General features: G+C 56.2%; 22 protein-coding genes. 16 read left to right on the forward strand and 6 right to left on the reverse strand.

Translation table 11 applies throughout. From position 1 onward, the window contains the following. The first annotated feature begins 123 nt into the window (after positions 1–123). From uca to ACQ3G7_RS17190, 4 genes are all read left to right on the forward strand, one after another. A complete protein-coding gene (gene uca, locus ACQ3G7_RS17175) occupies positions 124–3726 on the forward strand; it encodes an urea carboxylase (RefSeq protein ID WP_430890695.1) in 3603 nt (1200 codons plus the stop codon). Then, positions 3723–5522, forward strand: coding sequence for an allophanate hydrolase (gene atzF / locus ACQ3G7_RS17180; RefSeq protein WP_430890696.1), 1800 nt, complete (start codon positions 3723–3725; stop codon positions 5520–5522). The genes uca and atzF overlap by 4 nt, the downstream gene beginning before the upstream one ends. A gap of 100 nt (positions 5523–5622) precedes the next feature. Then, the gene (locus ACQ3G7_RS17185) at positions 5623–6006 is read left to right on the forward strand and encodes a biofilm formation regulator BssR (protein ID WP_061494611.1); all 384 of its coding nucleotides are present in this window, start codon (positions 5623–5625) and stop codon (positions 6004–6006) included. 170 nt (positions 6007–6176) lie between these two features. Then, positions 6177–7289, forward strand: a complete 1113-nt coding sequence (locus ACQ3G7_RS17190; protein WP_430890697.1) for a PQQ-dependent sugar dehydrogenase — start codon at positions 6177–6179, stop codon at positions 7287–7289. 54 nt (positions 7290–7343) lie between these two features. Here the strand turns inward: ACQ3G7_RS17190 and ACQ3G7_RS17195 are convergent, their stop codons facing one another. Further along, complete coding sequence (locus tag ACQ3G7_RS17195) at positions 7344–7973, reverse strand: glutathione S-transferase family protein (protein WP_430890698.1); 630 nt, start codon at positions 7971–7973, stop codon at positions 7344–7346. 232 nt (positions 7974–8205) lie between these two features. On the opposite strand from ACQ3G7_RS17195, the gene dacC reads away from it, so the two are divergent. After that, the gene (dacC, locus tag ACQ3G7_RS17200) at positions 8206–9408 is read left to right on the forward strand and encodes a serine-type D-Ala-D-Ala carboxypeptidase (RefSeq protein WP_430890699.1); all 1203 of its coding nucleotides are present in this window, start codon (positions 8206–8208) and stop codon (positions 9406–9408) included. Between the two features lie 30 nt (positions 9409–9438). On the opposite strand, the gene deoR is transcribed toward dacC, so the two are convergent. Beyond that, positions 9439–10197 (reverse strand): DNA-binding transcriptional repressor DeoR, encoded by a 759-nt coding sequence (gene deoR / locus ACQ3G7_RS17205; RefSeq protein WP_430890700.1) that lies wholly within the window; start codon positions 10195–10197, stop codon positions 9439–9441. Positions 10198–10262: 65 nt separating this feature from the next. After that, the gene (gene ybjG / locus ACQ3G7_RS17210) at positions 10263–10871 is read right to left on the reverse strand and encodes an undecaprenyl-diphosphate phosphatase (protein ID WP_430890701.1); all 609 of its coding nucleotides are present in this window, start codon (positions 10869–10871) and stop codon (positions 10263–10265) included. A 275-nt stretch (positions 10872–11146) separates the two neighbouring features. Here ybjG and ACQ3G7_RS17215 point away from each other — a divergent pair, with 275 nt between their 5' ends. Then, positions 11147–12379 carry an MFS transporter gene (locus ACQ3G7_RS17215; RefSeq protein WP_430890702.1) on the forward strand — a complete coding sequence of 411 codons (1233 nt, stop codon included), beginning with the start codon at positions 11147–11149 and terminating at the stop codon, positions 12377–12379. Positions 12380–12417: 38 nt separating this feature from the next. Here the strand turns inward: ACQ3G7_RS17215 and ACQ3G7_RS17220 are convergent, their stop codons facing one another. Continuing rightward, on the reverse strand, positions 12418–13620 hold the full coding sequence (locus tag ACQ3G7_RS17220) for an MFS transporter (RefSeq protein ID WP_430890703.1): 1203 nt from the start codon (positions 13618–13620) through the stop codon (positions 12418–12420). Between the two features lie 80 nt (positions 13621–13700). Here ACQ3G7_RS17220 and ACQ3G7_RS17225 point away from each other — a divergent pair, with 80 nt between their 5' ends. Then, complete coding sequence (locus tag ACQ3G7_RS17225) at positions 13701–14243, forward strand: TetR/AcrR family transcriptional regulator (protein ID WP_430890704.1); 543 nt, start codon at positions 13701–13703, stop codon at positions 14241–14243. A gap of 23 nt (positions 14244–14266) precedes the next feature. Here ACQ3G7_RS17225 and ACQ3G7_RS17230 read toward each other — a convergent pair whose 3' ends face one another. After that, the gene (locus ACQ3G7_RS17230) at positions 14267–14485 is read right to left on the reverse strand and encodes a DUF7661 family protein (RefSeq protein WP_430890705.1); all 219 of its coding nucleotides are present in this window, start codon (positions 14483–14485) and stop codon (positions 14267–14269) included. Between the two features lie 181 nt (positions 14486–14666). On the opposite strand from ACQ3G7_RS17230, the gene ACQ3G7_RS17235 reads away from it, so the two are divergent. The 5 genes from ACQ3G7_RS17235 (at position 14667) to ACQ3G7_RS17255 (ending at position 17812) form a co-directional block, all read left to right on the forward strand. Next, positions 14667–15092 carry a type VI secretion system amidase effector protein Tae4 gene (locus ACQ3G7_RS17235; RefSeq protein WP_263097360.1) on the forward strand — a complete coding sequence of 142 codons (426 nt, stop codon included), beginning with the start codon at positions 14667–14669 and terminating at the stop codon, positions 15090–15092. Next, positions 15089–15565 carry a hypothetical protein gene (locus ACQ3G7_RS17240; RefSeq protein WP_430890706.1) on the forward strand — a complete coding sequence of 159 codons (477 nt, stop codon included), beginning with the start codon at positions 15089–15091 and terminating at the stop codon, positions 15563–15565. Before ACQ3G7_RS17235 ends, ACQ3G7_RS17240 begins: the two co-directional genes overlap by 4 nt. Before the next feature lie 96 nt (positions 15566–15661). Continuing rightward, entirely contained in the window at positions 15662–16120 is a 459-nt protein-coding gene (locus ACQ3G7_RS17245) for a hypothetical protein (protein ID WP_430890707.1), read from the forward strand. 159 nt (positions 16121–16279) lie between these two features. Continuing rightward, entirely contained in the window at positions 16280–17311 is a 1032-nt protein-coding gene (locus ACQ3G7_RS17250; protein WP_430890708.1) for an alpha/beta hydrolase fold domain-containing protein, read from the forward strand. A gap of 150 nt (positions 17312–17461) precedes the next feature. After that, positions 17462–17812: a DUF1304 domain-containing protein gene (locus ACQ3G7_RS17255; RefSeq protein WP_430890709.1), complete on the forward strand. Its 351-nt coding sequence runs from the start codon at positions 17462–17464 to the stop codon at positions 17810–17812. Between the two features lie 21 nt (positions 17813–17833). Here the strand turns inward: ACQ3G7_RS17255 and ACQ3G7_RS17260 are convergent, their stop codons facing one another. Further along, on the reverse strand, positions 17834–17989 hold the full coding sequence (locus tag ACQ3G7_RS17260) for a hypothetical protein (RefSeq protein WP_430890710.1): 156 nt from the start codon (positions 17987–17989) through the stop codon (positions 17834–17836). 234 nt (positions 17990–18223) lie between these two features. Here ACQ3G7_RS17260 and ACQ3G7_RS17265 point away from each other — a divergent pair, with 234 nt between their 5' ends. From ACQ3G7_RS17265 to ACQ3G7_RS17280, 4 genes are all read left to right on the forward strand, one after another. Next, complete coding sequence (locus ACQ3G7_RS17265; RefSeq protein ID WP_430890711.1) at positions 18224–18628, forward strand: BPSL0067 family protein; 405 nt, start codon at positions 18224–18226, stop codon at positions 18626–18628. Continuing rightward, positions 18615–18986, forward strand: coding sequence for an STY0301 family protein (locus ACQ3G7_RS17270; protein ID WP_430890712.1), 372 nt, complete (start codon positions 18615–18617; stop codon positions 18984–18986). Before ACQ3G7_RS17265 ends, ACQ3G7_RS17270 begins: the two co-directional genes overlap by 14 nt. Positions 18987–19114: 128 nt before the next feature. Then, on the forward strand, positions 19115–19483 hold the full coding sequence (locus ACQ3G7_RS17275) for an STY0301 family protein (RefSeq protein WP_430890713.1): 369 nt from the start codon (positions 19115–19117) through the stop codon (positions 19481–19483). A 140-nt stretch (positions 19484–19623) separates the two neighbouring features. Beyond that, positions 19624–19992 (forward strand): STY0301 family protein, encoded by a 369-nt coding sequence (locus ACQ3G7_RS17280; RefSeq protein WP_430890714.1) that lies wholly within the window; start codon positions 19624–19626, stop codon positions 19990–19992. Positions 19993–20043: the final 51 nt, after the last annotated feature.

A 20043-nucleotide genomic window follows, 5' to 3' on the forward strand; every position in this document is an offset into this window, starting at 1 on the left:
GCGCTGTATCACCTGTTTGCCGTTCGCGCGGGGCGCATTCTGTCGTAACCGATTTTTCCCCATGGACGACCATGCGGTGAGCCGACTGTCGGCGGGACGACCCGCCACCATTGAGTCTGATCTATGTTTACGAAATTACTGATCGCGAACCGTGGGGCGATTGCCTGCCGTATTCTGCGTACGCTGCGGCCGATGAACGTGGGCGGCGTGGCTGTCTATTCCGACGCGGATATCAGCAGTCTGCATATCCGCGAAGCCGACGAAGCGCTGAGCCTTGGTGACGGTCCGGCGGCAAATACCTACCTGGTCACAGAGAAGATCATTGCCGCTGCCAGAGCCAGCGGCGCGCAGGCGATCCATCCGGGGTACGGTTTTCTCTCGGAAAACGCCGCGTTCGCCGAAGCCTGCGAAGCGGCAGGGATTGCGTTTGTTGGCCCGACCCCTGAGCAACTGCGCGTTTTTGGCCTGAAACACACCGCTCGCGCGCTGGCGAAAGCGCATGGCGTGCCGATGCTGGAAGGCACCGAGTTGTTGGCGGATGTCGGCGAAGCGCTGCACGCCGCCGACCGTGTCGGTTACCCGGTGATGCTCAAAAGCACGGCGGGCGGTGGCGGTATCGGTATGCGCGTCTGCTACAGCGCCGCTGAGTTAAGCGAAGCCTTTGATGCCGTGGTGCGGCTGGGGAAAAACAACTTCAGCGATGCCGGTGTGTTTATCGAAAAATACATTGAGCGTGCGCGTCACCTGGAAGTGCAGTTGTTTGGCGACGGCCATGGCGAGGTCATTGCGCTGGGTGTGCGCGACTGCTCCGTGCAGCGCCGCAACCAGAAAGTGCTGGAAGAGACGCCAGCGCCGAATCTGCCCGCAGGCATGGCGGAGGCGCTGTGCGCGGCGGCAATCAAACTGGGCAAAGCGGTCAGTTATCGCAGCGCTGGCACGGTGGAGTTTGTCTACGACAGCGACGCGCAGCGCTTTTACTTTCTTGAAGTGAACACCCGCCTGCAGGTTGAACATGGCGTAACTGAACAAGTGTGGGGCGTGGATCTGGTTCGCTGGATGATTGCGCTGGCCGCGGGCGAACTGCCGCCGCTGGCAACACTGTTCGCGGGGCTGGAACCACACGGGCATGCCATCCAGGCGCGTGTGTATGCCGAAGATCCTGGCCGTCAGTTCCAGCCGTCGCCTGGCTTGCTCACCGACGTGGCGTTTCCGGCTGACGATCGCCAGAGCCTGCGTATTGACCGTTGGGTGGAAGCCGGGTGCGACGTGCCGCCCTTTTTCGACCCGATGCTGGCAAAAATCATTGCCTGGCAGCCGACGCGTGAGGCGGCCATTGGCGCGCTCCATACGGCGCTGGGGGAAACCCGCCTCTACGGCGTGGAAACCAACCGCTGCTACTTGCAGCAGATTTTGACCTTTACGCCTTTTGCCTGCGGTGAACCCTGGACCCGTTGTCTGGAGGGGCTTCGCTATCAGGCAACCACGCTGGAGGTGCTGAGCGCCGGGACGCAAACCACGGTGCAGGATTATCCGGGGCGCGTCGGTTACTGGGCCGTTGGCGTTCCGCCCTCCGGGCCGATGGATAGCCGCGCGCTGCGCCTCGGTAACCGCCTGTTGGGTAATGATGACACCGCCGCCGCGCTGGAGATCACCCTGAGCGGGCCGACGCTGAAATTTAACTGTGACGCTCAACTGGTGGTGACCGGCGCGCCGATTGCGCTGACGTTGGACGGGCAACCTGTGCGCGGCAATCGCGTGTTTAGCGTGCGCGCCGGAATGATCCTGCAAATGGGCGACATCAGTGGCGACGGCGTGCGCAGTTACCTGTGCCTGCGTGGCGGGCTTTGCGTGCCGGATTATCTGGGCAGCAAAAGCACCTTTACGCTGGGGCAGTTTGGCGGCCATGCCGGGCGTGCACTGCAAACCGGCGATGTGTTGCATCTGTTGCCGCTGACCGCGCCGTGCAACGACGCGGAATTGCCGCCTGCATTACACACCGTACTGGCCCCGGTGCGTGAACTGCGGGTGATTTATGGCCCGCACGGCGCGCCGGAATATTTTACCCCGGCCTCGATGGCGACCTTTTTTGCCACCGACTGGGAAGTGCACTTCAACTCCAGCCGTACCGGGGTGCGGCTGATTGGCCCGAAACCGGAGTGGGTGCGCGACAGCGGCGGCGAAGCCGGGCTGCATCCGTCAAATATTCACGACAACCCGTACGCCATTGGCGCGGTGGATTTTACCGGTGATATGCCGGTGATCCTCGGGCCGGATGGCCCCAGCCTGGGCGGTTTTGTCTGCCCGGTAACGGTCATCGAGGCGGATTTGCACGCTGTTGGGCAACTGAAAGCAGGCGACAAAGTGCGTTTTATTCCGGTGGATATTGCCACCGCGCGCCGCCTGGCGCAGGCCGAATCCGCGCAAATCGCCGCGCTACAACCGGTTAATACGCCATGGCAGTCGGTAGCGCTGGCTTCGCCGATCGTTCTTGATTGCGGTCAGGCAGACAAGCGCCTGGTGGCACGCGTATCCGGCGATACGCACCTGCTGCTGGAGATTGGCGAGCCGGAGCTGGATCTGGTACTGCGTTTTCGTGCGCATGCATTGATGCAGGCGCTGGAAGCGCTGGCGTTGCCGGGGGTGATTGATCTGACGCCGGGGATCCGGTCGCTACAAATCCACTATCAGCCGGAAGCGTTGAGTCTGGCGGTGTTACTGGACACCGTTGCCGGGCAGTGGAGCCGCGTGTGTGAGCGTCAGAATCTGGATGTGCCGTCTCGCGTGGTCTGGCTGCCGCTGTCGTGGGACGACCCCGCCTGCCAGAAAGCCATCGACAAATACATGACCACCGTGCGCCGCGATGCGCCCTGGTGTCCGAGCAACCTCGAGTTTATCCGCCGGATTAACGATCTGGCGAACATTGATGAAGTCTACAAAACGGTGTTTGACGCCCGCTATCTGGTGATGGGATTGGGGGATGTGTATCTGGGCGCGCCAGTGGCGACGCCGCTTGACCCGCGTCACCGGCTGGTGACCACCAAGTACAACCCGGCGCGCACCTGGACGGCGGAAAACTCGGTTGGCATTGGCGGCGCGTATCTCTGCGTATACGGCATGGAAGGGCCGGGCGGTTACCAGTTTGTCGGGCGTACGCTGCAAATGTGGAATCGCTACCATACGGTGGACGATTTTGCCGGTAAGCCGTGGCTGTTGCGCTTCTTTGATCAGATCCGTTTCTACCCGGTTTCTGCTGATGAGTTACTGACCATCCGCCGCGACTTCCCGTTGGGTCGCTACCCGCTGCGCATTGAACAGACCACCCTGAACCTGGCGGATTACCAGCAGTTTCTCGCCGATGAAGCGCCGGGGATTGCGGCGTTTCGCCGCCAGCAACAGGGCGCGTTTGACGCTGAACGTGAGCGCTGGATTGCCAGTGGTCAGGCGCATTTTGACAGTGCCGAAACGAGGGGTGACGAAGGTGAAGATGCACCGTTGCTGGCCGGGCAACTGGGTGTGGAAAGCCCGGTTTCCGGGAATCTGTGGCAGGTCAATGTGGAAGAGGGCGCGGCGGTACGCGAAGGCGATGTGTTGGTGGTGCTGGAGTCCATGAAAATGGAGATACCGTTGCTTGCCACGCACAACGGCGTGGTAAGTCAGGTGCGTGTTCAGCCCGGTAGCCAGGTGCGCGCAGGGCAATGTGTAGTGGTTCTGGAGAAAACAGCATGATGCATCCCTTTGATTTACGTCTTAACGTACTGGTGCAGGCCTACCGTGATGGCCGTTTAACCCCGCGTGAAGTGCTGACGACCGTGCGCGAGCGGGCTATCACGCTCAACCCGACCTTCAATGCCTTTATCCATATTCTCAGCGAACAGGAGCTTGAGCCGTATCTGGCGGCGCTGGATGATGTACCGCCAGCATCGCTGCCGCTCTACGGCGTGCCGTTTGCCATTAAAGACAACATCGATCTCGCCGGGATTGCGACCACGGCAGCATGCCCGGCGTTCGCTTACACCGCCACGGAAGATGCCACCCTCGTGGCACGGCTAATTGCGCTGGGCGCGGTTCCGCTGGGCAAAACCAACCTTGATCAGTTTGCCACCGGGCTGAACGGAACACGTTCTCCGTACGGCGCATGCCGTAACAGCGTACATGCTGATTACCCGGCTGGCGGCTCCAGCGCCGGTTCATCGCTGGCGGTGGCATTAGGCGTCGCCAGCTTCGCGCTCGGCACGGATACCGCGGGCAGTGGACGCGTTCCTGCCGCGCTGAATAACCTGGTCGGGCTGAAAGCCACCAAAGGTTTACTCTCTACGGCCGGGGTGATCCCGGCCTGTCGTACGCTGGACTGCGTGACCTTTTTCACTGCCACGGCGGCAGAAGCCAGCCAGTTACTGGCGCTGACGGCCAGCCACGATCCGCGTGATGAGTACAGCCGCACAAATCCGGCGTGGAATGGCGCACTGGCGTTCGGTACGCCAGAAGCAGGGTTCCGTTTTGGCGTGCCGGACACGCTGGAGTTTTTCGGCTGTACGCAGAGTGAAGCGCTGTTTAACGCCGCCAAAGCGCGATTAATGGCGCTGGGCGGCGTGCCGGTCACCATCGACTTTGCGCCGTTTCTTGCAGCGGCGAAGCTCCTGTATGACGGCCCCTGGGTTGCCGAACGCTATCACGTGGCCGGTGCGTTGATTGAACAGCAGCCGGAGGCCGTATTGCCGGTGATCCGCGCGGTGCTGAGCAAGGCGCCTGGTACCGATGCGGTGGCGGCGTTTGATGCACAATACCGATTGCAGCGCTACAAAGTGCAGTGTGATGCCATTCTGGCGAATCTGGAATGCGTGCTAACGCCAACGTATCCCCGCCCGGTAACGCTGGCGGAACTGGCGGCGGAGCCGGTCAAACGTAATTCGGATCTGGGCTATTACACCAACTTTATGAACCTGCTGGATTATTCGGCAGTAGCGGTGCCCGCCGGGATCATGGCGAACGGATTGCCGTCCGGCGTAACGCTGTTTGGCCGCGCGTTTACCGATCAGTATTTGCTGAGCCTTGCCGATGCCTTCCAGCGCAGCCAGTCACTGGCGTTGCCAGGCGATCGCCGGATCGACACTCTGGCTCCGGCGGGGATAGCGACGAACGATCGGATGCAGATTGTCGTCTGCGGCGCGCATCTTGAGGGTCTGGCGCTGAATGCGCAGCTGCGCCAGCGGGGCGCGACTCTGCGAGGTGCCGCGCGCAGCGCGCCCCGTTATCGCCTGTATGCGTTGGCGGACGGTAAACGGCCCGGCATGGTGCGTGATGCCCAACACGGGGCGGCGATAGCCGTTGAAGTATGGGAGTTACCCTCCAGTGAAGTGGGCTCGTTTCTTGCCGGTATTCCTGCGCCGTTGGGGCTGGGTAAGGTTGAGCTGGAAGACGGGCGCTGGCTGACCGGATTCATTTGTGAGGATTATGGCTTGCAGGGGGCGCAGGAGATCACGGATTACGGTGGCTGGCGCGCGTGGCTGGCTCGCGGAATGTAAAGGAAGACTGACGTTGTTCAAATATTGACATCACGCATACTTTTGCACAAAAAATGCTCATATGATGGTTTGCCCATTGGCTGACAAGGGAGGAACCAGTATGACCGTTGACGAAATGGCACGACGTCTTCTTACGAAGTTGGTGACTTGCAGAAGCGACCTTGCCGGCTATATCCAGTTGTTGAAAGCAAAGGGGTATATGTCGGTTAGTGAAACCGATCGTCTACGTGAACGTTTCTTTGCACTTGCACTGGAGATTCGCGATAAAGGGGAACGGCTCAGCCAGATGCCGGACCGCGATGCCCGCGGCGCCCTTTATCGTGCGGAGGAGGCCCTCTCCTCGGCGGCAGTCTGTTTGATGAGTGGACGGCAGGATTGCCCTACCTACATCACGGTGAATGCCGACAAACTCGAACGTTCTTTGAATGTCCTCAGCTATTGCGTTCAGTATTTGAGTGAGCGTGCACCGTTGGAGGAAGCCTGAGATCAGAGAATGGGGGGAAATTTCCCCCCTTCTTGTTGATGGATGATCGTTCACGTGATGTTCTGCTTTTCCACGCCTTCCACCTCCTTAAGTTTTTGTAAAAATCACCCCCCGAAACAGCATGCTGGCTAACCTTTATCCAGGCTAATGGATGAAGACAGGAGCGCCGTATGCGCCATATCCCGCTGTTATTACTCTTTTTTACCTCTGCGCTGTTTGCTGCGCCCGCCGCAGTCAACGTGACCGTGCTGCAAACCAAACTCGATCACCCGTGGTCGTTGGCCTTCTTGCCAGAGAAGCAGGGCATGTTGATCACCTTACGAGGAGGGCAATTACGCCACTGGCAGGAAGGGAAAGGATTATCTGACCCGATTAATGGAGTGCCGAACGTGTGGGCGCATGGGCAGGGGGGATTGCTGGATGTGGCGTTGGCACCGGATTTCGCACAATCGCGCCGGGTATGGCTCAGTTATGCTGAAGCGGGTCAGGATGGTAAAGCGGGGACGGCGGTTGGTTATGGACGGCTCAGCGAGGATTTACGGCAACTTGAGGATTTCCGCACTGTGTTCCGCCAGCAGCCGAAACTGTCTACCGGTAACCACTTCGGCGGACGGCTGGTGTTCGATGGCAAAGGGTATTTATGGGTGGCGCTGGGGGAGAATAACCAGCGTATAACCGCGCAGGAGCTGGATAAGTTGCAGGGCAAACTGGTGCGGCTGACGGATCAGGGGCAGGTCCCGAACGACAATCCGTTTGTGGGCAAGCCGGGCGCGCGCGCGGAAATCTGGTCTTATGGCATCCGTAACCCGCAGGGGATGGCGATGAACCCGTGGAGTGAGGCGCTATGGCTGAATGAGCACGGGCCGCGCGGCGGCGATGAGATTAACATTCCGCAAAAGGGCAAAAATTACGGCTGGCCTGTTGCTACCTGGGGCATTAATTACAGCGGGCTGAAGATCCCCGAAGCGAAGGGGGGAGTCGTTGACGGTACCGAACAGCCGATTTTCTACTGGGAAAAATCACCGGCCATTAGCGGCATGGCGTTCTACAACGCGGCACAGTTCCCGCAGTGGCAACACAAACTGTTTATTGGTGCGCTGAAAGAGAAAAATGTCATCGTGATGAGCGTTAATGGCGACAAGGTTCGCGAGGATGGCCGCATTCTCGGCGATCGCGATCAGCGCATCCGCGATGTACGCGTTGGTCCCGACGGCTATCTCTATGTGTTAACGGATGAGTCGGATGGCGAACTGTGGAAAGTCAGCCCGGCAACGACACCGTAGAGGAATTTGCCGGGCGTTCATGCCACCCGGCGGTATTGATTCAACGGGTCTGCATCAGGTGACCGGGATCATCACCGTATTTCGGAACCCCGGACGTTCGCACAGTTGCGCGTACCAGCGCTGCAAATGCGCGTGCGGGGCCCAGTTCAGACCGGGAATATTGTACAGGTTGTAAATAAACGGCCCGACGGCGATATCGCCGCAACCGAAGGCGTCGCCGGAGAGCCACGGCTGTTTGGCCAGCACATCGTCCAGCAGGGCGAACATCCCATCCAGCGCCTGTTTCGCCGCGTCGATTGCGGCGTGGTCGCGCTGTTCTGGCGGCGTGCGCACTAAGCCCATCAGCAGCGGGCCATGTTTGGGTGCCAGCGTGCTCAATGCCCAGTCCATCCACTTATCACCCTGCGCCCGCAGAGCGGGTTCTTCAACCCACAGGCGGCGTTGCCCGTACTGCGCGGCCAGATAACGCAGAATGGTGTTCGACTCCCACAGCACCGCGTTGGTTTCGTCGTCGCGCAGCAGCGGCACCAGGCCGTTTGGATTCATCGCCAGGTAAGCGGCATCGTGGTTGAGCCCATACTGCCCGCCCGCCAGAATATGCTCGTACGGCAACTCCAGTTCTTCCAGCATCCAACGTACTTTTTTGACGTTGGTCGAATTATTCCTGCCCCATAGCGTTATCATTTCCCACCCTTTGCAAGTGAATCGTTGTGTGCCCTAATGGTGAGATAAAGTTAACGTTCTGGCAACGGCTGTGAAAAAGATTGCGTCAACGGGGCGCAACGCGGTGTTATTGCGTAAACTTGAAAAACTTTACCCATTGATGGTTTTTTTCACTTCGTTTGTGCGCTATTACTCACGGTTTGTTACGGCACGGCATTGTGACGTTTTTTGAATGGATACTCGGGTGGCCTATATGACGCATTTCTCTTTATCCCTTCGCGGCCTGGCTGCAGGCTCTGCGCTGTTGGTTCTTTTCACTCCTTCACTGTATGCGGCTGAACAAACGCCGGGTGCGCCGCCGGTAGACGCCAGAGCATGGATCCTGATGGATTACGCCAGCGGCAAAGTGCTGGCGGAAGGTAACGCCGACGAGAAACTCGATCCCGCCAGCCTGACCAAACTGATGACCAGCTATGTGGTTGGCCAGGCGCTGAAAGCCGGGAAAATTCATCTCACCGATACGGTCACCGTCGGCAAAGACGCCTGGGCTACCGGTAACCCGGTGCTGCGTGGCTCCTCGCTGATGTTCCTTAAACCGGGCGATCAGGTCTCGGTCGCCGATCTCAATAAAGGCGTGATTATCCAGTCCGGCAATGATGCCAGCATCGCCATTGCCGATTATGTTGCCGGTAGCCAGGACTCGTTTGTCAGCCTGATGAACAGCTACTCGCAAAAGCTGGGTCTGACCAACACCACCTTTAAAACCGTCCACGGGCTGGATGCGCCGGGGCAGTTCAGCACCGCGCGTGATATGGCGCTGCTGGGTAAGGCGTTGATCCGCGATGTGCCGGATGAGTACGCCATCCACAAAGAGAAGGATTTTACCTTCAATAAAATCCACCAGCCCAACCGCAACCGGCTGTTGTGGAGCACCAGTTTGAATGTCGACGGGATGAAAACCGGGACCACCGACGGGGCGGGTTACAACCTGGTGGCCTCCGCCACGCAGGGCGATATGCGGCTGATCTCCGTGGTGCTGGGCGCGAAAACGGACCGCATTCGCTTTAATGAGTCGGAAAAACTGCTGACCTGGGGCTTCCGCTTCTTTGAAACGGTGTCGCCCATCAAACCGGACGCCGCCTTTGTTAACCAGCGCGTGTGGTTTGGCGATAGCAGCGAGGCGAAGCTGGGGGCCGGGGACTCCGGTGCGGTGACGTTGCCGAAAGGGCAGCTAAAAGATTTGAAAGCGACTTACACGCTCACACAGCCGCAGCTTGAAGCACCGCTGGCGAAAGGGCAGGTCGTTGGCACCATCGACTTCCAGTTGAATGGCAAAACCATTGAGCAGCGTCCGCTGGTGGTGATGGAAGCGGTCGGCGAGGCCGGTTTTATTGGCCGGATGTGGGATTTCGTTCTGCTGAAACTCCATCAGTTGTTCGGCGGCTGGTTCTCCTGACGGTAACTGACCGTGCCCCGGCGGGCACGGTCAGTACATCAGCTTGATCTGGTGCGCTTTGGCTGCGCTGACCAGGCTCTCATCCGGTCGGCAATCGCTCACCAGCACGTCAAACTGGCTAAGTGGCCCCATGCTGGCCTGGCGCACCTTACCAAATTTGCTGTGATCCACGACCAGCACATGAAGCTGGGCATGCGACATCGCCCAGTGTTTTACCGGCAACTCTTCCAGGTTAAAGCAGGTCGCGCCCTGTTGTGCATGCACGCCTGCCGCCGAATAAAAGGCGATATCCGGGCGCAGGCTGCTCAGTGTTTCGTTGAAGTTCAGCGGCTTAAAAATGGCGTTGCTGGCGTGAAACTCACCGCCGCAAAGGATTGCGCGGCACAGCGGTTTTTCCTGTAGCGCCAGGAAGGTATTCAGGGAGTAGCAGACGCCGGTAAACGGCAGATCGTGGTGAATGGCTTCGATGATCCACGGCGTGGTGGTGCCGCAGTCGAAAAACGCCATCTGATGGGGCTGCAACAGGCTTGCAGCCAGCTCCGCCGCACGGCGTTTCTCTTCCACCAGTCGGGTTTTTTGATCGCTGAGCAGATAGTGGCTGGCGCTGCGTGGCTCCAGCACAATATAGCCGCCCAACAGCACCACCGGTGCGCTATTGGCGCTGAGATCGCGGCGAATGGTCATTTCGGATACGCCCAGCAGCGCCGCCGCTTCTTTCAGATGCAGCTTATCGCTGCGTTTCAGCGCCGCCAGTAGCTGGCCAATCCGTTCGTCACGTCTTGTTTCCATATTTCCCCTGAATAAAAGAAAGCCCCGCATTGAGCAGGGCGTTCATCTTACCTTTGCCGTGTGGCTTAGTCACGCACCCAGCCGCGGCGGATAGGCATGGCAAAGCACAGGCGATAAAGCTGCTGAACGCTGCGGTAGATGACCGGACCAAAAGCCTGCCACAGGATCTGCGCCGTCAGGCAGCCGCCGATGCCAACCAGCAGCGCGCCGAGCATATCCAGCGGCCAGTGCACGCCAAGGTAAACCCGCGACCAGGCGATGGTCAGACCGATAACCATCAGCAACGCACCGGACCACACCCGGTGCCAGGCCAGGAAAGCGACAGCAAAGGTGAAGATCACGGTGCCGTGGTCGCTCGGGAAGGAGCTGTCCGGCGCGTGATGCAGGAAGTTATAACCTACGCGATCGGCAAATGGGCGATCGTGCGGGAAGAAGTGTCCCAGCAACGCAGAGAAGCAGAGACTGACGAGGATCGCCATCGCCACTTTAATCACCAGTTGGCGCTGTGCAGTGACCTGACTGCGCGGCCCCCACAACCAGAGACCCGCTGCCAGCAACGGAACGATACTGATCAGATCGCTGGCGGCAAACCCGGCAAAAGCAATCAGTCCGTGCGGTGAGTCGGGGGTGGCGTTAATCCAGTAAAACAGCGTGTAATTCAGGCTCTCTAACATACTCTCGTTACTCTTTGATTAAGCTATCCAAATTTAGGCGAAAGCGCTCACCTTAAAAGCGGCGCGCTGGACGGTAAAGGGGTTTTGTCTTACTCGTCTGAGAGTTAGACGAATCCTGGAGAAACCGTTAACAGAATTACCTTACGCCATCGGACTTAAGCGAACCTTAAACGGGTGAAAATGTGCTTTATTTAACGGGCGACCGAGAATTCTCTACCGCCGTGCAATGGCTTTGATTACACTCGGCGCGATTTTTCACAGGATGAAGAGACCGCATGCAAAACCACTCCCTTTTAGGCCAACGCCTGGGCCGACAGGCACTGTTATTTCCGCTCTGTCTGGTGCTTTACGAATTCTCGACGTATATCGCCAACGATATGATCCAACCCGGCATGTTGTCGGTGGTGGAGCAGTACAACGCGGGGATCGAATGGGTGCCGACGTCGATGACCGCCTATCTGGCGGGTGGGATGTTTTTACAGTGGTTGCTGGGGCCATTGTCGGACCGTATTGGCCGCCGCCCGGTGATGCTGACCGGCGTGGTGTGGTTTATTGTGACCTGCCTGGCAACGTTGCTGGCGCAGGATATTGAACAGTTTACGCTGCTGCGTTTTTTACAGGGGATTAGCCTCTGTTTTATCGGCGCTGTCGGTTATGCGGCGATTCAGGAGTCGTTTTCCGAGGCGGTGTGCATCAAGATCACCGCGCTGATGGCGAATGTGGCGCTGATTGCGCCGTTGCTTGGACCGCTGGTTGGTGCGGCATGGGTACATGCGGCACCGTGGGAAGGGATGTTTGTGCTGTTTGCGGTACTGGCGGCGTTCGCCTTCGTCGGTTTGCAACGCGCGATGCCGGAAACCGCCACCCGGCTGGGTGAGAAACTGTCGCTCAAAGCGCTGTGGCGCGATTACGCCGAAGTGATGAAAAACCTGCGCTTCGTGGCTGGCGCGCTGGCGACCGGCTTTGTCAGCCTGCCTTTACTGGCGTGGATAGCGCAGTCGCCAATTATTATTATCAGCGGCGAACAATTGAGCAGTTATGAATATGGGCTATTGCAGGTGCCAATTTTTGGCGCACTGATTGTCGGTAATCTGCTGCTGGCGCGGCTCACGTCCCGCCGCACCGTACGGGCGCTGATTATGATGGGCGGCTGGCCGATTGTCGCCGGGCTGATGCTGGCTGCGGTGGCGACGCTCGCCTCCTCGCATGCGTATTTATGGATGACCGCCGGGTTAAGCCTGTATGCCTTTGGCATCGGGCTGGCGAACGCCGGGCTGGTGCGTCTGACGTTGTTCGCCAGCGAGATGAGTAAAGGTACGGTTTCAGCGGCAATGGGCATGCTGCAAATGCTCATCTTTACCGTGGGCATTGAGGTCAGCAAGCACGCGTGGCTGATGGGGGGCAATGGCCTGTTCAGTCTCTTCAACCTGGTGAATGGTCTGCTGTGGTTGGGTCTGATGGTGGTGTTCCTGCGCGATAAGCGGGTGGGGAATTCACTGGAAGGGTAAGCGATACGGCATCCGCTCGGGCGAATGCCGCATCCTCGTCAGCAGATTTCGGCCTGTGTGTCTGGCGCCGGTTTGGCTACGGCGCGGGCAACCAGTGCCGCAACCAGCACCAGGCTGAGTACCACCAGCATGGCGCTGCGCAGACCGTAATGCTCACCCAGGAAGCCTAACAACGGCGGGCCGACGAGAAACGCCAGATAGCCCGTGGTTGCGACCACGCTGACACGGGTTGGCGCATCCGGGCCGGTGTCGCTGGCGGCGGAAATGGTTAGCGGGAAGCCGAGCGACGCGCCCAGTCCCCAGAGGATCACCGACACACCTGCCACCCAGGCGCTATCAACAAAGATAATCAGACCAATGCCCAGCGCGCCCATCATGGCGCTGGCGCGGACAACCGCCACGCGGCTGTAGCGGTCGATAAACCAGCCACCGGTAAAGCGCCCGACCGTCATGCCGAGGGTAAAACCTGCGTAGATTAACGACCCTGAGGTCGGGCTAAAGCCGTGACCGTCCACCATTAATAGCGGCAACCAGTCATTGGCGGAGCCTTCGGCAAAGGCCATCGCCAGCACCACCACGCCAATCAGCAGCAGTTGGGTATCCCGCCAGAACGGCAGACCTTTTTTCCCGTGCGCGCTGTTTTCCTCAGAGTCCCGCCCGGTGCCATCGGGAATAGCGGCAATCGCCAGCATAATCGGCACAATCGCCGCCAGACCTGCCAGCAGGATATGCACATTCGCCGCAAGGCCGAGTGCGGTTAACGTCATGCCGATACCCGCACCAACCAGCGTGCCAAGGCTGTAAAAGCCGTGCATCATCGGCAGTACGGTCTTGTTCATCTCCCGCTCGACCACCGCACCTTCAATGTTCATTGCCACTTCGCCTGCACCCATGCTGCCGCCAAATACTGCCAGTCCGGCGGCAAACAGCAGTGGCGATGCGAACCACAACGCCAGACTGAGGATCAACATGCCAAGGACGGAAAACGACATGCTGGCGCGGATCACGTTGCGTGCGCCAAAACGCTTGACCAGCCAGGCGGAAGAGAGAATGCCGCTCATCGAACCGATCGACAGACCGAACAGCACCACGCCCATTTCGGCGGTGGAAACGGAGAGAATGTCGCGGATGGCCGGGGTACGCGTTGCCCAGGAGGCCATCAATAAGCCGGGAATAAAGAAGAAGGTGAACAGCGCCCATAAGCGATTTCTCAGGGCTTTGCGGGATCCATTTGCAGTCATAGCGTCACATCGGGCAGTAAAAAGGTGCGACAACAGTAGCAAGTAAGTGTACATTTGTACATAAATCAGTGAGAGGACTTATGGCCCGACGACCCAATGATCCACAGCGGCGTGAACGCATTCTTGATGCGACGCTGGAGACGATTGCCGAGCACGGTATCCAGGCCGTCACGCACCGGAAAATAGCCAGCTGTGCAGACGTGCCGCTGGGTTCGATGACCTATTATTTCGCCGGTATCGATGCGCTGCTTGAAGAGGCGTTTACCCGCTTTACGCAGCAGATGTCTGCGCAGTATCAGGCATTTTTCGCTGGCGTTGACAGCCCGGCACGGGCCTGCGATGCGGTCACGGAATTGATTTACGGCGCGCAGGTGACCACCGCGCACAATATGGAGCTGATGTACCAACTCTATGCGTTTATGAACCGCCAGCCGACGCTAAAAAGCGTGATGCAAAACTGGATGCGTGCCAGCCAGACTACGCTGGAGCACTGGTTCGACCCGGTCACCGCCCGCGCGCTGGATGCGTTCATCGAAGGCATGACGTTGCACTTTGTGATTGACCGCGCGCCCCTGAGCCGGGAGCAGATCCGTTCAATGATCGGGCGCATTGCCGGTTCGTGAGACGGCTTGTTCTCCGGCAGGCCTTATTCAACGCGGGTGACATCGGGATGTTGCTCGCTGGCCGCTTCATGGAAAATATCCCCCAGCCAGCCGGAGATCTCCGCTTCGCTTAATTCATCAGGAATGATGATGTTATACAGCCGGGAGTGCTTGCCTTCATTCCGGTCTACCCGGAACACCTGCCAGCTTTCCGCCACGCGTTTTACCCCCAGATAACGGCCAAAAACGTTATAAATCAGCATTATCTTATTTTTCCCTCTGCTATTGGTTACCTGTTTATAACATAGAGAATTGTCACGAAAATCAATCATAGTGGTGAATAAAATCTCGCCAGTTTTGGCGATGCCGCCTATTCTTTGGGGGCAAAAATGATCAACAGCATGGTGCAGTAAACCTCCGGGAACCGTCAATAAAAGGACAACTATGATGCTATCGTTCAGCCAACTCTGGGATAACCATCCCTATCCGGAAAGCCCCTGTGACAGCTCTTTCGTCAACCAGTGCGCCATCAGAATGGGCGTTGCGCTGGAGAAGTCGGGCGTTAACCTCAGCATTTATCATGGCGCAAAATGTTATCCGGGGTTTGGTCATAGCCCTAAACATGTGCTGCGCGCGCAGGAACTTGCCACCTGGTTACTGGGACGACATGATCTGGTGGGAAAAGCGGTGAAGAAAAAATCCGTTACCCAGTCGGACTATGCCGGTAAAAAAGGGATCGTGTTCATTCAGGATGGTTGGGGATCAACCGATCATATTGATGTCTGGGATGGCAGTAAGATGTTAATGAAAGGCGGAAGTCCTGATTATTTTGCCTTAGGGAAAGAGGTCTGGTTTTGGGAGTTGCTATGACTAAGATGATCCATTACGCCTGTGGCGCGGCAGCGCTGTTGCTGGTGAGCAGCCTGAGTTACGCGGAGTCTGCCGCGACAGACAGCGTTGCCTGGCAGGGCCATGAACTGGCGTTAGGGCAGGCACAGGGCAAATGCCAGTTGGCGATCGCTTCCCAGGGGAGGGCAAAACAGACGCACGCGCTGGATTTGACGCCGCCTTGCTATTTTTTGCGCCGTGGAGAAGCGGAACCCCTGCATTATGCTTATCCAAAACAGCATATTAAGGCGGCGTTTATTATTCTGGGTAACCCGTTGTCAGCGGATGAGCTTAAAACCTGGAATGTTTCCGCCACGATGCAATGTGGAACACAGGGCCAGGGGCTGCTGTTTAGCGGGAAAGATTTCCGCCTGAGCACCAGGTCGCTTAACCGGATGCTGTTGTGCAAAGATAAAGGAACGGATGAGAAAAATTTCCGCTTTCTGAGTCAGTAATAGCAGGATCACGCGAACAAGGGCCGGAAGGCCCTTTTTCAGATGCCCGCTTCGTGAGCGGCGTAAAAAAGAGAAAAAAGCGAGCAGGGAACGATCGTGAATATCATCATGTGGATGTTGTCATCGGCGGCGTTTTTCGCCTGGATCTTTGGTATTACTTTAAAAAAGCCCTTTAGTACCAATGCAAAGCATTTTGGTTTGCTGATTGTGGTGCACCTGGTGCTGAGTATTGCCGCCATTGAGCTAAAAAAACGCGGTGTGGTGATATTGCGCCATGAGGATAGTCTGTGGCTGCGTGAAGGCATTGCGCTGGCGCTGAAAAGCTATATGGCGCTGGTGTTGATTGTGATGTCGAGCTTTATGATCGCCCTGACTGGCAAAGGCGCACAGCAGATGACCCATTTCCATAAAACCTATAACGCAGCCAACCTGCACCGTAACCCGCTGAAATTCTACCTCCGGCAGGAGCCTGCCATCGTCTGGGGCTATCGGCTGTTTTTTCTTGTGGGTGGGGTTTATGTCCTGTGGGCTATCTGGTTCCGCCTGCCGTTTTAATGTGAGCCTGCGCACACTGGGCGGGACGCATTCAAAATTTAGATGAATTTCATTCAGTTATTGGGTTTGACGCTAAAAAAAGAGCCAGAGTACTCTCCCTGCTGACAAACATTGCGTAAGCCGCTGGCTTTTCGGGCGACAAACAGAATGGAGATCTCAATGAGGCGAGGACGATTCAACATGGCGGGTTTGCTGCTGATGGCAGGCATCTCAGGTTCAGCATTTTCAGCCACGCAGGCGTTGCCAGGCAATACCCCAGGCGCGGAGGTGATTAAGGTCGAAAAATCACGCGGGCAGGTGGATTTAATCAGTAATGTGGTTTACTCCCAAATCCGCGATGTGCGTGCGATTCGCCAGTTAAAAATGTCGCTGTTGGTGCCCCGCACCAGCGACCTGAAGCCTGCAGTGGTCTATTTCCCGGGCGGTGGTTTCACCAGCGCAGATTATGACAAGTTTATTGAAATGCGGCTGGCGCTGGCGCAAGCGGGGTTTGTGGTCGCTGCGGCGGAATACCGCGTGGTGCCGAATACCTTCCCTGCGCCGGTGGAAGATGGTAAAGCCGCGGTGCGTTACCTGCGCGCGCATGCTAAAGAGTACAACATCGACCCGGAACGCATTGGCGTGCTGGGCGACTCAGCGGGTGGCTGGATGGCGCAGATGTTGGGCGTCACCAACGCAGATAAGGCGTTTGATAAAGGCGATAATATTGAGCAAGCGTCAACGGTACAGTCGGTTGCGACGTTATATGGCATTTCAAACTTGCTGAATATCGGCGAAGGGTTCCCGGAAAATATTCAGCAGGTGCATCGCTCCCCGGCGGTGACCGAAGCCCTGCTGGTGAATGGCGCGGCATTCCGTAATTTCCCCGGCGCGACCATCGACAGCGACAAACAAAAAGCGCTGAATGCCAGCCCGATGGGGCATATTAGCGGTCACGAACCGCCATTCCTGATCATGCATGGCAGCGCCGATACGTTAGTGTCGCCACTTCAGAGCGCGCAGCTTTATAACGCGCTAAAAGATAAAAACGATAAGGTGAAATACATCCTCGTCGATGGGGCCGAGCACGGCGATATTAGCTGGTTCCAGCCTGCGGTGATTGACACGGTCGTGGCGTGGTTTAAACAGACCTTAGGCGCGCCGGTAAAGGGGAATAACACCGCCGCAGCCGGTAAAAACGGTAATCTCTGACTCGCTGTGCACAATAAAAGCAACCGGATGAGCGGTTGCTTTTACCTCTCTTTTTCCGCTCTCGCGAGGTATTCATTATCTGAGAACGGGTTATGCCTCGCGTAATTATCTATACTCCACTTCACGTGTTCCCATTCAACAGGATGTCCCGTGTTAGCCACTTTTCTTGTCGCTGTTGTTGCTGTGATACATCTCTATATTCTTGTTCTCGAAATGTTTTTATGGAACACGAATACAGGTCGCAAGGCTTTTAATCTCAGTGCCGATTTTGCCCGCGAGACCCGCGTACTCGCCGCGAACCAGGGGCTGTACAATGGCTTTCTGGCCGCGGGGTTACTGTGGGGATTATGGCTGGGTGCCAGTGGCGTTCCGGTTCTCTTCTTTTTTCTGCTCTGCGTGCTGGTTGCCGGGATTTTCGGTGCGGTGACCGCCAGCCGTAAAATACTGTATGTGCAGGCGCTTCCGGCGCTGCTCGCGTTGATTGCACTGCTGGCCCGTTAAATAGCAAATGGGCTAAGTGAATTAGCCCATTTCACGGAATGCGTGCGGCCAGGTTTTTTCGTAGTAATTTTTCATTTCGGTCTCGTCGAGGGAGAGCGCTTTTTCAAATGCGATGACCCGAGGAGAACCGGCACCTTTGTAGAAGAAAAAAACGGGCACCGGGTCGCATGAACCCATCAATTTTCATGGCGATATCGACACCAGACGGGTTGCGAAAATATCACCATAACGTCCCGCCAACATAACGTATACCCTGCCAGAAAAGGTAGGGTTATATGTCATTGATTTACGCTAAGTAAAAATGGGTTCTAAGAATTATCTTAATCAATAAAACGTATTCATTCCCCGCTTGCTTATCTTTCAGTGCACCACACAATATCACCCGATAAACCATATGGAGATCAGCAGGGAATGGCGTACATAGCAGCAACACCACGAGCATATATTGGGCAATCTGTTGGTAGCGGTCAGTGTGTGGCGTTTACACAAAAAGCAGCCAATATGCCTCGAACAGCAAACTGGAAGCGCGGTGCTCTGGTGAAAGGGAATATGAATATCGCTCCGGGAACAGCGATAGCGACGTTTGATGATAATGGGCAGTATGGCAATCATACTGATGGACGCTCTCACGCGGCCATATATATGGGACAAGACTCAACCGGTATACAGGTACTGGATCAGTGGGTAGGGCATGGCTTTGACAATAAGACGGGAGCACGTATTCCAGTTCCTTCGCCTGTTAGCCCACGCACAATTTTTTTCCGGCACGCAACTCGCGCTGAAAATAATGGAGTGAATTATTATGTCGTTGAGTAAGCCACTGATATTAAGCGTTGGTATGCTGCTTTTTACACCTTTTGCGATGGCTGCATCTACTGTAAAAACAACATGCCCGGAATCTCTGGAAATTAACAATAAGTCATACGCTATGAGTGAAGTGGAACTTTTCCAGGGGTTGCCGGTAAAACAGGGTAGGTTGATGCCCGATACTCTGGACGATATGGTATGGACGCTGAAAGATTATCAAGACTACGCAAAAGAGATGAACATGCCTCTCTATCTGGTTTGTCGGTATAAAGGGACGGATAAAACAGTCACATTGCAAGTGCCCGTTACTGCAAAAAAATGCTCGGCATGGTTTAGCAACGGGAAATATGCAGCCTCTTGCGAATAATACCTTATTAGCAATACATGCCCCCGGCAGGATGATTACCGAGGGCAACTTTCCTCGCTCTCTTCGTAAATTCTGGAACGATAAATGTCGTTCAAAAAATGGGGCTTAACGCGCTGAAGAAAATGGGAATGTTGTGGAATAGAGCAGTACTGTTAAGTGGCGCTATTATGCTTTTCTCGGGGTCTGTGTTTGCAGAAAAAGTAAGTTGCCCTGATGTTTTAACCATTAATGCTAAGAATTACAGAATGTATTACGCCGATGTTTTTGTGGGCCCCCCGTCCGAGCGCGCATCTTTGTTACCTGATACCGATGACGAGATGGTATGGACACTTAAGGACTCACAGGATTATGCAAAAGCGCACAATACTTCTATGTTTCTCGTTTGCCATTATAAAGGAACGGACAAGACCATTACGGTAAAAGTGCCTGTGACCGCGAAAAAATGCACAGTGTGGTTTGAGAGTGCTAACAATCACGATCACGGTGATTGTGAATAGAAATTTTGCAATCAGCAGCCTTTTTAGCGCCCTGGATAACGGAGTCATTCCTTGCCTCCGTTTTCATACGCAATGAGAGTTTAAACGGATGCAACGAAACGCAATGCGGATACGAGCTAAAAGTTCTGGAGAAAATGATTATGTTGTGGCGTAAGACACGACTTTTAGTCGCTGCTATCTCGCTATTTTCTACAGTCGTATACGCTGAAAAAATAACCTGTCCTGAGGTCTTAAAGGACGGCGGAAAAATATATCGAATGAACAGGGGCAGCGTTTTTGAAGGTGAGCCAGAAAAACGGGTCGACTTGATGCCTGATACAGACGACAACATGGTCTGGACGCTAAAACCCTCTCAGGAAAATGTGAAGGCACAGCACACGGCTATGTACCTTGTTTGTCGGTATAAGGGGACAGATAAAACAACGACATTGAAAATCCCGGCGTCAGCGAAAAAGTGCATGGCATGGTTTGGGGACAACAAAAAACCGTTTTATGCTGCTTGCGAATAACATTAACTGAGCATGCCTGATGTACTGCCATTTTGGCGCCATGACAACGGG

Source organism: Kosakonia sp. N21 (assembly GCF_050587465.1).
Lineage (GTDB): Bacteria > Pseudomonadota > Gammaproteobacteria > Enterobacterales > Enterobacteriaceae.